General features: G+C 61.5%; 12 protein-coding genes. 9 read left to right on the top strand and 3 right to left on the bottom strand.

All coding sequences use genetic code 11. From position 1 onward, the window contains the following. Window positions 1-89 precede the first annotated feature (89 nt). Window positions 90-1,112, top strand: coding sequence for an MraY family glycosyltransferase (locus tag L0U82_RS03330; protein WP_233828481.1), 1,023 nt, complete (start codon window positions 90-92; stop codon window positions 1,110-1,112). 11 nt (window positions 1,113-1,123) lie between these two features. Further along, a complete protein-coding gene (locus L0U82_RS03335) occupies window positions 1,124-3,004 on the top strand; it encodes a polysaccharide biosynthesis protein (protein ID WP_233828482.1) in 1,881 nt (626 codons plus the stop codon). 87 nt (window positions 3,005-3,091) lie between these two features. On the opposite strand, the gene L0U82_RS03340 is transcribed toward L0U82_RS03335, so the two are convergent. Next, entirely contained in the window at window positions 3,092-3,784 is a 693-nt protein-coding gene (locus tag L0U82_RS03340) for a phosphatase PAP2 family protein (protein WP_233828484.1), read from the bottom strand. Between the two features lie 353 nt (window positions 3,785-4,137). Beyond that, entirely contained in the window at window positions 4,138-5,238 is a 1,101-nt protein-coding gene (locus tag L0U82_RS03345; protein ID WP_233828486.1) for an MraY family glycosyltransferase, read from the bottom strand. A gap of 439 nt (window positions 5,239-5,677) precedes the next feature. On the opposite strand from L0U82_RS03345, the gene L0U82_RS03350 reads away from it, so the two are divergent. From L0U82_RS03350 to L0U82_RS03380, 7 genes are all read left to right on the top strand, one after another. After that, window positions 5,678-7,243, top strand: a complete 1,566-nt coding sequence (locus L0U82_RS03350) for a methyl-accepting chemotaxis protein (RefSeq protein ID WP_233828488.1) — start codon at window positions 5,678-5,680, stop codon at window positions 7,241-7,243. A gap of 219 nt (window positions 7,244-7,462) precedes the next feature. Then, window positions 7,463-9,016 carry a hypothetical protein gene (locus L0U82_RS03355; protein WP_233828489.1) on the top strand — a complete coding sequence of 518 codons (1,554 nt, stop codon included), beginning with the start codon at window positions 7,463-7,465 and terminating at the stop codon, window positions 9,014-9,016. A gap of 914 nt (window positions 9,017-9,930) precedes the next feature. Continuing rightward, on the top strand, window positions 9,931-11,058 hold the full coding sequence (locus L0U82_RS03360) for a DegT/DnrJ/EryC1/StrS family aminotransferase (protein ID WP_233828490.1): 1,128 nt from the start codon (window positions 9,931-9,933) through the stop codon (window positions 11,056-11,058). Window positions 11,059-11,132: 74 nt separating this feature from the next. Then, window positions 11,133-12,167: a GHMP family kinase ATP-binding protein gene (locus tag L0U82_RS03365; protein ID WP_233828491.1), complete on the top strand. Its 1,035-nt coding sequence runs from the start codon at window positions 11,133-11,135 to the stop codon at window positions 12,165-12,167. Continuing rightward, on the top strand, window positions 12,152-12,751 hold the full coding sequence (locus tag L0U82_RS03370; RefSeq protein ID WP_267929302.1) for a D-sedoheptulose 7-phosphate isomerase: 600 nt from the start codon (window positions 12,152-12,154) through the stop codon (window positions 12,749-12,751). The genes L0U82_RS03365 and L0U82_RS03370 overlap by 16 nt, the downstream gene beginning before the upstream one ends. Further along, window positions 12,748-13,485 (top strand): nucleotidyltransferase family protein, encoded by a 738-nt coding sequence (locus L0U82_RS03375; RefSeq protein WP_233828492.1) that lies wholly within the window; start codon window positions 12,748-12,750, stop codon window positions 13,483-13,485. Before L0U82_RS03370 ends, L0U82_RS03375 begins: the two co-directional genes overlap by 4 nt. After that, entirely contained in the window at window positions 13,475-14,116 is a 642-nt protein-coding gene (locus L0U82_RS03380) for a D-glycero-alpha-D-manno-heptose-1,7-bisphosphate 7-phosphatase (protein WP_233828493.1), read from the top strand. Before L0U82_RS03375 ends, L0U82_RS03380 begins: the two co-directional genes overlap by 11 nt. On the opposite strand, the gene L0U82_RS03385 is transcribed toward L0U82_RS03380, so the two are convergent. Next, window positions 14,094-15,182, bottom strand: a complete 1,089-nt coding sequence (locus L0U82_RS03385; RefSeq protein ID WP_233828494.1) for a hypothetical protein — start codon at window positions 15,180-15,182, stop codon at window positions 14,094-14,096. The genes L0U82_RS03380 and L0U82_RS03385 overlap by 23 nt on opposite strands. Window positions 15,183-15,243 lie beyond the last annotated feature (61 nt).

Raw genomic sequence — 15,243 nt, forward strand, 5'->3', positions numbered from 1 at the left:
GCTCGAACCCGATCTGAATTTGCGTTGGAGCCGCATTGAATCGCCGTTGGAAAGCAGCAAACCTCGCAGCTAACTCATAAAACCTATCGATGCCACCCGCTTCGCATTCCGACTTTTCCATCGTTGCCCTGCTGCCATGGGGCGTCGCCGCGCTGGCCGCATGCGCCGCGATCCTGTGGGCGCTGCTGCGCAGCGGTCTCGCGTGGCGCCTCGCGACCGATATCCCCAACGACCGCTCGCTGCACACCCGCCCGACGCCGCGCGTCGGCGGCTGGGGCATCGTGCCGGTCACGGTGGTGCTGATCGGGCTCGCGGCGCCGTCGCTGTGGCTGCCCGCGCTGGCCGCCGCGCTGCTCGCCGCGCTGTCGCAGATCGACGACCGCCGCGGCTTGCCGGCGCGCGTGCGCTTCGGCGGTCACGCGGCGGCGGTCGCGGCGCTCGTCGCGGTCTATCCGGCCGACGTCCCGTGGTGGGCGCTCCCGTGCATGGCGGTTTTACTCGTGTGGCTGGTCAATCTCTACAACTTCATGGATGGTTCGGACGGCCTCGCGGGCGGCATGGCGCTGTTCGGTTTCGGCGGCTATGCGCTGGCCGCGTCGGTGTCGCTCCGTCCGGATGCGGCGCTCGCGGCAGCGAGCCTGATCGTCGCGGGCGCGGCGGCGGGCTTTCTGCTGTTCAACTTTCATCCAGCGCGCATTTTTCTCGGTGATGCCGGCTCGATTCCGCTCGGTTTTCTCGCTGGTGCGCTCGGCTATTGGGGCTGGCGCGAGGGCGTCTGGCCGGTGTGGTTTCCGGCGCTGTGCTTCGCGCCATTTATCGGCGATGCCTCGGTGACGCTTGTTAAGCGCTTGCTGCGTGGCGAAAAATTTTGGCAGGCGCACCGGGAACACTACTATCAAAGACTGGTGCAGTCCGGATTGGGACACGCATCGACCGCGTGGATTTGGTATTTGTTCATGGCGGTAGGCATAATGCTTGCTATTTGCGCGCTACAGTTCGCTCTCCTGTATCAATGGCTGGCGGTCGCGGGATGGGCTGCCGTGCTGGTCGTCGCAGGGCTGTGCATTGACCGCCGCTGGCGGCGCCATATGTCCCATTCCGGGCAAACCTGAGGTTCTGCGCAATGAAAACATTCAAAGCCAGATGGCTTTCGTTTAGTGCGTTTGCGTTCGACCTATGCGCGGTAGCCTTGGCCTGGCTGCTGGCCTACGTGATCCGCTTCAACGGGCCGGTGCCCGCGCCGTTCTGGTCGAGCGGCTTGCATGCGCTCGTCTGGGTGCTGGTGATCTACGCGGTGATGTTCCGCAGCTACGGGCTCTACCGCGGCATGTGGGTGTTCGCGAGCCTGCCCGATCTCGTGCGCATCGCGAAGGCGATCGCCGTCGGCGCGCTCGTCGTGATGATTGCGTCGGCGCTGTTGCAGCCCGCGCCGATCGTGCCGCGCTCGGTGCTGATCGTGTCGCCGATGCTGCTGTTCCTGACGATGGGCGGTTCGCGTGCGCTCTATCGCGCGGCCAAGGAGTTCTATCGCTATGGCGGTCTGGTCGGGCAAGGCAAGCCGGTGCTGGTGCTCGGCGCCGGCAATGCCGGCGCGAACCTCGTGCGCGAGCTGAAACGTTCGGGCCAATGGCGTCTCGTCGGCCTGCTCGACGACGATCCGATCAAGCAGGGCCGCGAAATCTACGGCTACCGCGTACTCGGCTCGATCAGCGATCTGCAGAAAATCAGCGCCGATCTGAAGGTCGAGCACGCGATCATCGCGGTGCCGTCGGCGTCGGTCGAAGCGCATCGGCGGATCGCGACGCTATGCGTGCGCGCCGGCGTCCGGGCGATGACGCTGCCCGCGCTCACGCAGCTCACACAAGGCCAGGCGTTCCTGTCGCGGGTTCGCCAGATCGATCTCGAAGACCTGCTCGGCCGCGACCCGGTCACGATCGATACCGAACACGTCGAGGCGCTGCTAAAGAACCGCGTCGTGATGGTGACGGGCGCGGGCGGCTCGATCGGCTCGGAGCTGTGCCGGCAGATCTTGCGCTTCGGCCCGGTGCAACTGGTCGCATTCGATATCTCCGAGTTCTCGATCTACCGGCTCAACGAAGAGTTGCGCGACAAGTATCCGGAAGTGTCGGTGGTGCCGATCATCGGCGACGTGAAGGATTCGCTGCTGCTCGATCAGGTGATGGCGCGCTATTGCCCGCACATCGTGTTTCATGCGGCGGCCTACAAGCACGTGCCGCTGATGGAAGAGATCAACACGTGGCAGGCGGTGCGCAACAACGTGCTCGGCACGTACCGCGTCGCGCGCTCGGCGATCCGTCACGAGGTCGCGCACTTCGTGCTGATCTCGACCGACAAGGCCGTCAACCCGACCAACGTGATGGGCGCGAGCAAGCGGCTCGCCGAGATGGCGTGCTCGGCGCTGCAGCAGCAGGGCGCGCGGCGCACGCAGTTCGAGACGGTGCGCTTCGGCAACGTGCTCGGCAGCGCCGGCAGCGTGATTCCGAAGTTCCAGGAGCAGATTGCGCGCGGCGGGCCGGTCACGGTCACGCATCCTGAGATCACGCGCTTTTTCATGACGATTCCGGAGGCCTCGCAATTGGTGTTGCAGGCATCGAGCATGGGGCGCGGCGGCGAGATCTTCATTCTCGACATGGGCAAGCCGGTGCGTATCGCCGATCTCGCGCACGATCTGATTCGCCTGTACGGCTTTACCGAGGAACAGATTCGCGTTGTGTTCACCGGCCTGCGGCCCGGCGAAAAACTCTACGAAGAGCTACTCGCGGACGACGAAACGACCACGCGCACGCCGCATCCGAAGCTGCGTATCGCACAGGCGCGCGAGGTCCCCGACAGCCTGATCGACAATCTGCTGCCGTGGCTGATGCAGCATCGCGTACCGTCCGACGATGAAGTGCGCCGCGACCTGCGGCGCTGGGTGTCCGAGTATCAGCCGGCGACCGCAACCACGCTGCGCAGCGTGAGCCCGGTGCCAAGGGCGTCGTAAAGGGTAATGGCAAGCGCTGATAACGCGCTTGCCTCTCGGACCTTGAATCCGGCATCCGCGCGTAAGCATCCGCGCGCAACGCGCGTTTTACAGATGCTTGAGCAGACCGCCCGCCACCTTGCGCAGTTCGTCGAACTGCGTGACCAGTTCAACGCACAGAATGAAGCCAAGCGTCGCGGCGGGCGCGGGGCAGCGTTCGATCCATCGAAGCAGCGGAACCGAGTAGCGCACGCGGATCGCGTCGCGCGTCATCAACACGGTGATCACGACGCCGACCGCGGCGCCCACCAGCAAGTCGGTCGGATAGTGAAAGCCGAGATAGGCGCGCGGCAGGCAAACCACGAGCAGCGTATAGATGATTGCCAGCGCACCGATGCCGCGCCACACGATGAAGATGCCAGTCGCGATCGCCATCCATAGCATCGCGTGGTCGCTCGGGAAAGAACTCCAGTTGGTCAGCGCGGCGTCGTGGGTCGACGTCGTCGCAAACTGCAGATGCAGTTCGGGGTTATAGATCGGCCGCACTCTGAACGGCAGCACGTGAGTCAACAGCCTTCCGACGAAGAGCGCCACGAGGCCGCTCGCAAACGTGGCGAGAACGATTTGCCGCCGCCACGCGAGGCGCGGATGCGGCTGAAACCAGATCCACAAGAGAATAGGAACGAGTATTAATCCCTTGAATGAGTAGAGGTCGGCGACGACCTCGATGGATTTGGTGACAAACGGGCCGAAGTGAATGTGGGACAGATACGTTTCGATGGATGAATCGAAGATGTTCATCATTCTGTCATTTAATTGGAGTAATGCCACGCAGGGTAGCACGACCTCATGGTCGCGCTACACGTTCTAGTGTCTGTTTCCGCACGGCATTTTTTACTGCAAGTTTTGTTGGTTTTGAGCGGCTGGCAATCTCTACTGCGCAACTTTAAATTCCGCTCTCGGATGCCTTTGGGGCTTGTCGGCTTCGCTAAGATTGCGTCAGGTTGCGTGGCGCAACGACGGTGCCGCAGGTATCGGAAGGCATCGCCTGGATGCCGCCATGCGAGGCCGGAACAGGTGGTGAAACAGCAAGAAAAAAGGCGCCTCGGGCGCCTTTTTCCATGGTCTTGCGTGGTCGCAGCAGCCTGCTGCCGCTAATGCTTCGTCTTTCTCACCACCATCCAGCGCGGCGACTTGAAGCGCACGATGCTCACGTACAGCCACACATAGGTCGCCGCGAACACCACCACGAAGCAGAACAGATGCAGCGTGTGCCGCCAGAACAGCGTCGCCGGCACCACGGCGATCAGGCACAGCAGCCATAGATACGGCGAAGTCAGCGAATTGCGGCGCGTCAGCTCGCGCGCGGTACGTGTGCCGACCGCCCAGCGCATTAGCCGCTTATAGACCAGCATATGCAGATGCACGCCGTCCGGAATGCCCGGCGACATCCCGCGAATGAACTTCTTGCGATAGATCGAGAAGCAGGTCTCGAAGATCGGATACATGAACAGCAGCACCGGATACCACGCGGACACGTCGCGATTGCGCATCACCAGCATGATCGACAGTTCGGCGAGCATGAAGCCGATGAAGTAAGCGCCGCCATCGCCGAGAAAGATCAGCCCGGCCGGGAAATTCCAGATGAAGAAGCCGAGCACCGCGCCCATCATCATGAACGACGCGGACAGCACGACCGGGTCGTGAACCTGGAACGCGACGTAGGCGAGCGACGCGAACATCATGAACGCGACCATCGACGCGAGCCCGTTGAAGCCGTCGATGATATTGATCGCATTGGCGAGCGCCGCGACCGCGAGCACCGTGACCGCGAACGAAATTGCCGCGTAGGACAGCAGGAAATCGAGCGGCGGCACGCTGATGCGCGTGACCGCGATATCGAGCAGAAAAAACGCGAGCGCGGCGGCGGCCATCGTGCAGAGCAGGCGCGCTAGCGGCGATACGCGCTTGGTCAGATCCTCGATGAGGCCCGAGCCGAAGGCCGGCATCCCGCACGCGATCAAGCCGAGAATGCTGCCCGACACGGCCGGATACGCGTGATGCAGCTGCACCGCGGAGACGATCAGGCCGATCAGAATGCCGGTGCCGCCGATGCGCGGCACCGGGTGCACGTGAAATTTCTGTACGCCTGCGAGATCGGTATCGGTCGAGAATTTTTCATGCAGATGCGCGTAGCGCACGATCAACAGCGTGATCAGCAGAGAAACCAGAAAGCCGAGCGCAAAACTGAGCATGAAAGTGGGCCTGAGCGAAGACGCGGAATTATACAAACGAAACGCATCGCGACCGGCGTGCGTCGCGGGACGAAGCTTTCACCGCCAGGGTGCGAAAAATCCCAGATAGTGATGCAAAAACCGGCCGCAAAGCCAAGCCAGTATGGGCTTCCTATGGATTTCCCTGATGCGGAAAACGTTTGCAATGGCCGTAAACCTGGATGCGGCGAAGTGTAATCGCGCAACGACCGCTCAGCGTTCATTCAGGCGATTCGCGATGTGATTCGGTCATGCATCGCTGAATGAACCGCCGAACCAAACCGCCGTATCAGATCCGTCGAGCCTACCTTCGGCTCGCGTGACGACTGGCGGTTGCCCGGCGGCTGACGATCCGTTCGCGCGCTTGGCCAATGTGTCGCCGCAATCATGCAAGACCCAGGCAGGACGTACCGGAGATCCAATGCTAAACAACATCACAATTCGTGGCGGGCTCACGCTGGTCGTCAGCGTATTCGTCGCCTTCCTTCTGACGGTGATCGCAGTCGGTTACGGCGCATTGAAGCTCGCCAACAATAGCCTCGATGAAGCGCAGCATAGTGCCGTCGCGCTGTCGCATCTGAAGGCGAGTTCGGAAAAGCTTCTGCAGGTGCAGCTCGCGTTGGGCACGTTTCAGACGCTGTTCAGCGTCGGCAAGCAGACCGACGGCATGCTGCCGGCAGCGCATAAGGTGCTGGCGGACTCGAACAACGACTTCCGCAATTACATGGCCGGACCGTTCGAGAGCGATGCCGAGCGCAAGCTCGCGCAGAGCGTCGGCGACGCGCGCGCGGCGCTGGTCGACAAGGCGCTCGAACCGGAATTCAAGGCGCTGACCGATTACGACTTCAACACGTTCCGCAACCTGCAGGGCGACACGGCCAACAACCTCTACTCGACTTACTCGAAGGCGATCGACGCGCTGGAAAACGCGCAGCTCGACAACCAGCAGCAACAGGCGGCCACCGGCGCGCGACGCTTCCAGCTCGCGACGCTGCTGTTCGGCGCGATCGCGGTGATCGCGCTGGTAATCGGCGTGGCGGCACGCGTCGCGTTGTCGGCGGCGCTGATCAAGCCGGTCAACGCAACGGTCCAGCACTTCGAGCGGATGGCGGCCGGCGATCTGAGCGGCGCGATCAAGGTCCGCTCGCGCAACGAGATGGGCCAGTTGCTCGGGGCGCTGACGCGCATGCGCGACGGCCTCGTCGACACCGTTGCGAAGGTGCGCGGCAGCACGAGCGCGATCACGCAGGGGGCGAACGAAATCGCGGCCGGCAACGCCGATCTGTCGGCGCGTACCGAGCAGCAGGCGGCCGCTTTGCAAGAGACCGCGGCGAGCATGGAGCAACTGTCGGCGACCGTGAAGCAGAACGCGGACAACGCGAAGCAGGCGAACCGTCTCGCGCACGGCGCGCTCGATACGGTCACGCGTGGCGGCACGGTGGTGTCGCGCGTCACCGAGACGATGGACGGCATCAGCGAGTCGTCGCGCAAGGTCACCGAGATCATTGGCATGATCGAGGGGATCGCGTTCCAGACCAATATCCTTGCATTGAACGCGGCGGTCGAAGCAGCGCGCGCGGGCGAGCAGGGGCGCGGCTTCGCGGTGGTGGCCTCGGAAGTGCGCAGCCTCGCGCAGCGCTCGGGCTCGGCGGCCAAGGAGATCAAGGAGCTGATCGGTGAATCGGCGGCCAAGGTCGAACAGGGCGCGTCGCTCGTGTCCGATGCGCAGAAGACGATTCAGGAAGCGATGAAGGCGGTCGAGCGCGTGACCGGTGTGATGAGCGAGATCGAAGCATCGGCGCTCGAACAGAGCGACGGCATCGAGCAGGTCAACAAAGCGGTGTCGCAGATCGACGAGGTCACGCAGCACAACGCGGCGCTCGTCGAGCAGGCGGCGGCTGCGGCGAAGTCGCTCGAAGAGCAGGCGATCGTTCTGAAAGAGGCGATTGCCGTGTTCCGGCTCGAAGAGTCGGGCGTGCCGGCTTAGCACGCAAGCGGCGGACATGCGTGGCCGCCGCTTGCATCCGCTTTCATCGCGCGTTGCCGGCTACCTTAGAATCCCGTTTTCGATCATCACGTTGCTCCTGTCGCCGGCGTCTTGCGCGTTCTTCGTCAAGTGATGGATCGACGCGCTGTGCTGCGCGGCGCCGTGCCGTGCCGCGCCGGATCGGAGCAACGTGCTGGATAAAACGAAAACAGGTGCTCGATGTTCAAAGGGTTGGCGGTATTTGTTGTTGCGACGATCTGCGTCGGCTTGTTCATCATCGGCTTCGGTCAGACTTTCGCGTCCGTCTCGTTGCACGAAGTCGGTGACTTTGCGGCGAACTCATTGTTGATCACCGACGCGGCACATCTGAAGCTGCTGGTTGGAAACTACTCGCGCGTCGGTTTCAATCATCCGGGTCCCGCGTTTCTCTATGTACTTGCCGCGGGTGAGGTCTTCTTTTTCAAACTGACGCACTGGGTCGCGTCGCCGTTTTCCGGTCAGCTTCACGCGGTCGCACTGCTGTCCGGTTTCTGGATCGCGACGATCGGCGCGCTTCTGCTCCGAATGCAGCGCGCGGCCAAAGGCGCCGCCGCGACGGCGATCGTCACCACGGCGCTATTCGTCGGCGTGACTGCCTATATCAACTACCAGGCGTTTGTGGGACCGTGGTTCCCGCATCTGTACTACTTCGCGTTTGCGGCGTTCACGGTGGCCATCGGTGCATTGATCATGGGGCGCGCGGATGGGCTCGTATTGCTTGCCGTGAGCCTCGGATTTCTCGTCAACGGTCATGCGTCTTTTCTCGGCATGACCGTGATCATGCTGGCGTGCGCGCTGATAGCCAATACATGGGTCACGTCGCGTTCGGGTTCTAGCCAGAGCAGGGTGTTGAGCCGGCAGTACTTCGCAAGCAATCGTCGAACGATCGTTGCGGCAGTGGCGATCGTCGTGCTTTTTCTCGTGCCTCTCGCGCTCCAGACGATCCTTCATTTTCCAGGACCGCTCGCCGAATACGCGGCTTTCGGACACGCGCACAAAGCCAATCGTCTCGCGGATGCCGTGCGCTTTGCCGGTCTTTTCTGGAGCAATGGCATCTTCGGTATTCTGTTCGGCGCGGTGGCCTGCGCGGTGCTCGTGACCAATCACCCGGCACGGGACAATGAAGGGCGTATCGCACCCGAGCGCGCGTTGTCGTTGGCACTGGCGAGTGCGACGGTGGCCTTTGTCTTTTATGCCGTTGTCGGCGTCGACGACCTTTCGTTGACCTATGTCGGCATCTTCTATTACGCGGTTCCCGCGCTCGCGCTGAGCTTGCTGTTGAAGCGTTTGATCGACAACGTGGTGATTACGACGTTGCCTGTTGCGGTACTCGTTTGCGTGGCCGTTGGAGCGTTCACCGCGATTCGCATTCATCAACCGCCTGAGTACGCTGCTCAATACAACGACCCTCGGATTCCCGCCGCCTATACCACTATCCGTGATCTCGACGCGGGCAACGGCGTGCTGGTTTTCGATCTCGATAACAGCACGAACTGGGAACAGCTGTGGACTACGTTGGTGGGTGTAGAGGCGTATGCGAAGCGCGAGGGCCGCGTGCCGTTTTGTATCGCGCAAAACTGGCAGCTGTTGTTTACTCCCGCAGCGCGTTGCACGGCTGATCAAATACAAAGCGCTCACACACGCTGGCTCGTGTCGGCGGTACCGAAGGAAGGATTGACCGGCGCGGTGAACGTGGCCGGCCTGTATGTTTATCCGCGCGGCGCAGCTCATTAAGTCGCTCACTAAGTCGTCTACTAAGTCGTCTACTAAGTCGTCTACCAAGCCGCTCTCAACCACTCCGCGAAACGCGATCTTGCGATCCGTTTCGTGCGATCAGTCTGTCGTGTCGTGGTGTCATCGCGTCCTTCTGTTCGTCAGGCGGCACCGACTGCCTGACGTGATACGTCTACCCATTCCACCTCGCGCTTGCGCCGCTCCTTTCTATTCGGACAGTCGGTCCGAATAACACTTTCCGTGGCCCGTAGGCGTTCATTCTTCGCCGTTCCGACTTGCCGCCGGCGCTGCTGACGGTCAGCCCGCGCTCCAATCTTTGAACGCGCAAATGAGAACGACAACGCCGCGCGTCACCCTCTACCCAGTCTTTTCCCGTCGAAATCGGATCCGGCATCGAGCCGGTCCGCACGCACGCCAGACGCTCTCGGAATTTCGCTAAAGAGCACCGACCGTGTTCGGTGATGCGGCATTTCGTCTGCGCGAAAACGGCGTGATTCGCTTGCAGACCCGCGCGCCACGGTCACGGATGTTGTGTTGTGCAGCGCACGGATCGCGCGGAGAACGAACCTTAATCTACCTACCAACGGCACTGCACGAGGGCTCGCGATGCGTAGCGTTCCGTAGCAAGCCGATACATGCATAGGCTCGTGAGCCGAAGCATGAAAGAACTTCTGCATAAGGTTGACCGATCAGTGCGGTCGCATGCCACCGACGAGTATGCACTCGCGACTGATCTTCCAATCCGCTATGGCAGGGGCAACAACAATAACTTGAGTCCGCAAGGACAGGGGCGGCACTCGCAGTCCGGACAGACGGGACGACGAGCGTTGAGAGTGAGCGGTGATAACGGCGAATCCGGCCGCTCAGCATTTTTTCCTATCGTTGCGTTTTGCCGTTGATCATAGGAAACAACAATGAACCTCAAATATCCGGTCTACGCTCCGTACCTCAATGGTCGCGAGAAAGCTCTGGTGATGGACTGTCTCGACTCGACGTGGATCTCTTCGAAGGGCAAATACGTCGGCCAGTTCGAGGAATCGTTTGGATCGTGGATCGGCGCGCGTCATGCGGTGACGGTCAGCAACGGCACAGTCGCGCTGCACGTCGCGCTGGCCGCGTTGGGTATCGGCCCGGGCGACGAAGTACTGGTGCCGACCTTGACCTACATCGCGTCCGCGAACGCGGTGAAGTACACCGGCGCGGATGTGGTTTTCGTCGATAGCGAACGCGCGTACTGGCAGATCGACATCGAGGATGCCGAGCGCAAGATCACCAGCAGGACCAAGGCAATCATGGTCGTGCATCTGTACGGTCAGGCGACCGAGATGGACGCCGTGATGGCGTTGGCGAAAAAACACTCGTTGTATGTAATCGAAGACTGCGCGGAAGCAATCGGCACGCGCTTTGACGGCACCCATGTGGGCACGATCGGCGATGTCGGCTGCTTCAGTTTTTTCGGCAACAAGACGATTACGACCGGCGAAGGCGGCATGGTCGTCACCAACAACGCCGAACTGGACCGCAAAATCCGGCACCTGAGAAGTCAGGGTGTGAGTAGCGAGCGCGAGTACTGGCACGATGCGATCGCCTTCAATTATCGAATGACGAATATTGCCGCGGCGATCGGCTGCGCGCAGATGGAGTCTATCGACGACCTGATCGCGAAGAAGCAGCAAATTGCCGAATGGTATCGCGAGGGTCTGGCCGGATTGCCCGTACAGGTGCACGCGGTCAACCCGCGCACGCGGCACAGCTACTGGATGGTATCGATCCTGGTCGAAGAGGCCGCCGATCGTGACGCGTTGCGCGCGGCGCTCCTGCACGACGGTATCGAAACCCGTCCGCTCTTCTATCCGGTCCATCAAATGTCGATGTACGCGGCGCCGGGCCAGCATTTTCCGGTGGCCGACGAGATCGCGAGCCGGGGCATCAACTTGCCGAGCTATCCCGCACTAACGCGCGACGACATCACGTTCATTTGCGAACGGGTGCGGGAGTTCCTGAGCGGACAGCACGCGAAAGCCGAGTCGTTAGCAGCGTAGTCGCGCGCTCGATCAAGGTCGCGATGAATCAGGCGGCTTCGGACAGCCGCTCTATTGCCGAGGAAGGATAAATCATGACGCACTTTATCGCCCGCTCCCGCGCGCCCCTGCGGCTTGGACTGGCTGGCGGCGGAACCGACGTCTCGCCTTATTCCGACCGCTTTGGCGGACTGACGCTCAACGTCACCATCGACAGGTTTGCCTATGCGTCGATCGTGCCGCGCGACGACGCGAGGATCGAGTTGACCGCCGCGGACACGCAGGTGCGCTGGATCGGAGAGATCACGCCCGAACTCCCGCAAATCAAGGGGCTGGGCTTGCATGTCGGCGTGTACAACCGGATCGTCAGGCAATTCAATGGCGGACATCCGCTGGCCGTATCGATCACCACGCATTCGGAAGCGCCTCCGGGATCCGGACTGGGCTCGTCGTCGACCGTCGTGGTGGCGCTCGTGCAGGCGTTTTGCGAGCTGCTGTCACTACCGCTCGGCGAATACGACGTCGCGAAACTCGCTCACGACATCGAGCGGATCGATCTGGCGCTCGCGGGCGGCAAGCAGGACCAGTACGCGGCAACGTTCGGCGGCCTGAACTTCATGGAGTTCTACGGCGACAAGGTGATCGTGAATCCGCTGCGGATCAAGCAGGATACGAAGGCCGAACTGGAAGCTTCGCTGGTGCTGTTTTATACCGGCGTCTCGCGCGAATCGGCCAACATCATCAAGGAGCAGACCAACAACGTGGTCGAGAACCAGACCGATCCGCTTGCTGCTCTTCATGAAGTCAAAGCTGAAGCGACCCGGATGAAAGAGGCCGTGTTGCGTGCCGACTTCGGCGGCATTGCCGCCGCGCTGCGCGACTCGTGGGAAGCGAAAAAGCGCATGGCCAAAGGCATTTCCAATCCGTCGATCGACGAGTTGTGGCGGATTGCCACTAACGCCGGCGCGAAAGCCGGCAAGGTGTCGGGCGCCGGCGGCGGGGGTTTCATGATGTTCTTCGTCGATCCGATCGATCGCCCGGCCGTAACACGCGCGCTTGGCAGCCGCGATGGCCAGGTCATGTCCTGCACGTTCACAGAAAACGGTGCCCAATCATGGAGAATATCGTGAGCATTTCCGTTATCGAAGAAATCGAAAAGACCGTTGAAGTTCTGAGCACGCTGGCAAGGAGCCCGCGCGTCATCGAGCAGGTCGAAGCGTTGGCGCGCGAGATCACGACGAGGCTGAACAATGGCAACAAGATATTGCTCGCCGGTAATGGCGGAAGCGCAGCGGATGCACAGCATATTGCCGGCGAATTCGTCAGCCGATTCAATTTCGATCGACCGGGCCTCGCGGCATTCGCGCTGACCGTCGATACCTCGGTGATGACGGCAATCGGCAACGACTACGGCTATGAAAAGCTGTTTGCGCGACAGCTCGAAGCCGTTGCCAAACAGGACGATGTTTTCTGGGCGTACTCGACGTCCGGCCGCTCGCCGAACATTCTGCGCGCGCTCGAAGTCGCGAAGGAGCGCAAGATGTTCAGAGTCGGCTTCACGGGCAGCCATGAAGAGGGCGCCGCGAAGATGCGCGCGCTGACCGATCTGTGCATCGAGATTCCGTCGAAGTCCACGCCGAAGATCCAGGAGGGCCATCTGGTGTGCGGCCATATCGTCTGCGGTATCGTCGAGCAGAACATCTTCGGATCATGAGCAGCATGCTGCCTTGCATGATCCTGGCGGGCGGACTGGGCACGCGATTACGGCCGGTTCTCGGCGAAGGTCTTCCTAAGGCGATGGCCAGCGTCGGCGGCCAGCCGTTTCTCGCGTGGATGTTGCGCTGGCTGGAACAGCAACGGGTGACCGATGTCGTGCTGTCGCTCGGTTATGGATGTGGCGAGATCGTCGACTGGCTGCAGCGGCAATCGCTGGAATTGTCCGTGACCATCATCGAGGAAGACGAGCCGCTCGGGACCGGCGGCGCGATCATGCATGCGCTGCGCAGCTATGGCGCGCCGCGGATGATCGTGCTGAACGGCGACACGATCACGAATCTGGATTTGCCCGCTTTCGCCGGCTTTTTCAACGCCACGAGTGCGGATCTCGCCATCGCGGCGACCAGCGTGCCCGATGCGTCACGGTACGGAACACTCGAATTCGACACCGGCTCGAAGCGCCTGATCGCGTTCGAAGAAAAGCGGCCGGTAGCGGCGCCGGGCTTCATCAATGCCGGCGTGTACGCGGTCGACGCGGCGCGTCTGCTCGGCTTCGATCTGCCCAAACGCTTTTCGTTTGAAGACGATTTCCTGCGCCGGCAGATCGGCTCGCTCGACATGCGGGTCTTTCCAGACATCACGGAGTTCATCGATATCGGTATTCCGTCGGACTATGCGCGCGCCCAGCAGGTGGTGCCGCTGATGTGTGAACGATCCGCCCATGACTCGTAAAGCGCTATTTCTCGATCGGGACGGCGTCGTCAACGTCGATATCGGCTACCTGCACACGTCCGACGAATGCGTGTTCAACGAAGACATCTTCGGACTCGTCAGAACGGCGAATCACGCGGGCTATGTGGTGGTGCTCGTCACGAACCAGGCGGGCATCGGGCGCGGCTATTTCACCGTCGATCAGTTCCACGCGTTCACCGACTGGATGCTCGACGAATTCCGATGCAGGCACGCGCGCATCGACCGGGTCTATTACTGTCCGCACCATCCGGAGTTCGGGCTCGGCGAGTATCGGCAGGCGTGTGCTTGCCGTAAGCCGCAATCGGGCATGTTCGAGCAGGCGCGCGTCGACTTCGATCTGGATATGCAAGGATCACTGATGGTCGGCGACAAGCCGTCGGATCTGCAGGCGGCGGCGCGAGCGGGCGTCGCGCAGCGTTTCCTGCTGGCACCGGCGGGCGAGTATGACCTTGAACTGAGTGCGGCGCTCGGCACGCGCATCGACGGGCTACCGGAATTGCTCGACCGGTTCACGCATGAGTCGATGCATGAGCCGTTGCATGACACGCGGAGTCCGTCGGACTCCGCCATGGACATCGCCGCGAACGTTATTTCGGCAGCTCGACGCTAATCGGCGCGGACACGACATTCCTGAAGAATGGCTTACCGACCGCCTTCAGATAGAGCGTGCCGGAAGTACCAGCCGGCAGCGCGATTGAAGCGGTCGCTGGCGCATAGCTCTTGATCAGACGAAATTCACCGCCTTCGACCGACTGATACAGCTCGAGATGATCGACCGTGTCGGCGTGCGACATGTCGACGGCGAGCGTATTACCGGAAAGATGCGTCTGCAGTGTGACGCAGTTGTCGATTCCGGATTCGAGTGCCGTGCCTTCCTCGTAATCGTTCCACGTGATCAGCTGGACGAAAGGTAGCTGGCGTGTGGTGCTGTAGTTCTGATTGATGACATCGAAGGTCTGCAGCCACGTGGCGCCGCAAGCTTGTGGCATGTAATGCTTTTCGTTCGGCTTCGCCCATGCGGCCAGCAGGTCGTCGAAGCCTTTGAACACGCCGCCGGTGGCGATCTTCGTCGGCTCGGTGCGTGCGTATCGGTAGAACTCCTTCAACTGGTCCAGATCCGCGACGCTTTTCTTGTGCGCGGCGAAGCCGGGCGCAATCCACACGAAAGCGCCCGCGCTGCTGTCCCGATCGAAGCCCTGCTTGTGGATGTGAACCCAGGATATCTCTGGGTGCGCCGCCTGAATGCGTGACCAGTCGACCTTGCCGGACCAGTCGAGACCAAACTCGTACACCACCGGATGGCCGTCATATCGCAGGTATTGCGGCGACGAAAAGTACGTGTGCGACAGATAGTCGAGTTGTGACAGCACCGTTTGAGTGACGTCGCAACCCTTGCAATGATTGAAGTTGTAGGTGCCGGCGTCGACCATGATCGAGAACGACATAGCGGGAAATTTCGCCAGCTCGGGCATCGATTTACGCCATGCAACGTCGATCGGCTCGGGCTGGCCGTTGCCATCGTGCTGACCGTACCAGTCGACGATCACGCCATCGACACCACGCGCTTGCATGTCCTTGAAGGTGCGAAATGCCTGTTCCGGATCGTCCGAGCGATAGCCGACCGCGACCCCTCGCGATTCGGGATTGAACCACCACGGCAAATAATGCGCGAGCACCTTGGTCGTGTGACCGGGATATAGAAGCGTATGAATATTGACGTCTGAAACCGACGTCGAT

It is taken from the genome of Paraburkholderia sp. ZP32-5, from assembly GCF_021390495.1.
Taxonomy (GTDB): Bacteria; Pseudomonadota; Gammaproteobacteria; order Burkholderiales; family Burkholderiaceae; genus Paraburkholderia.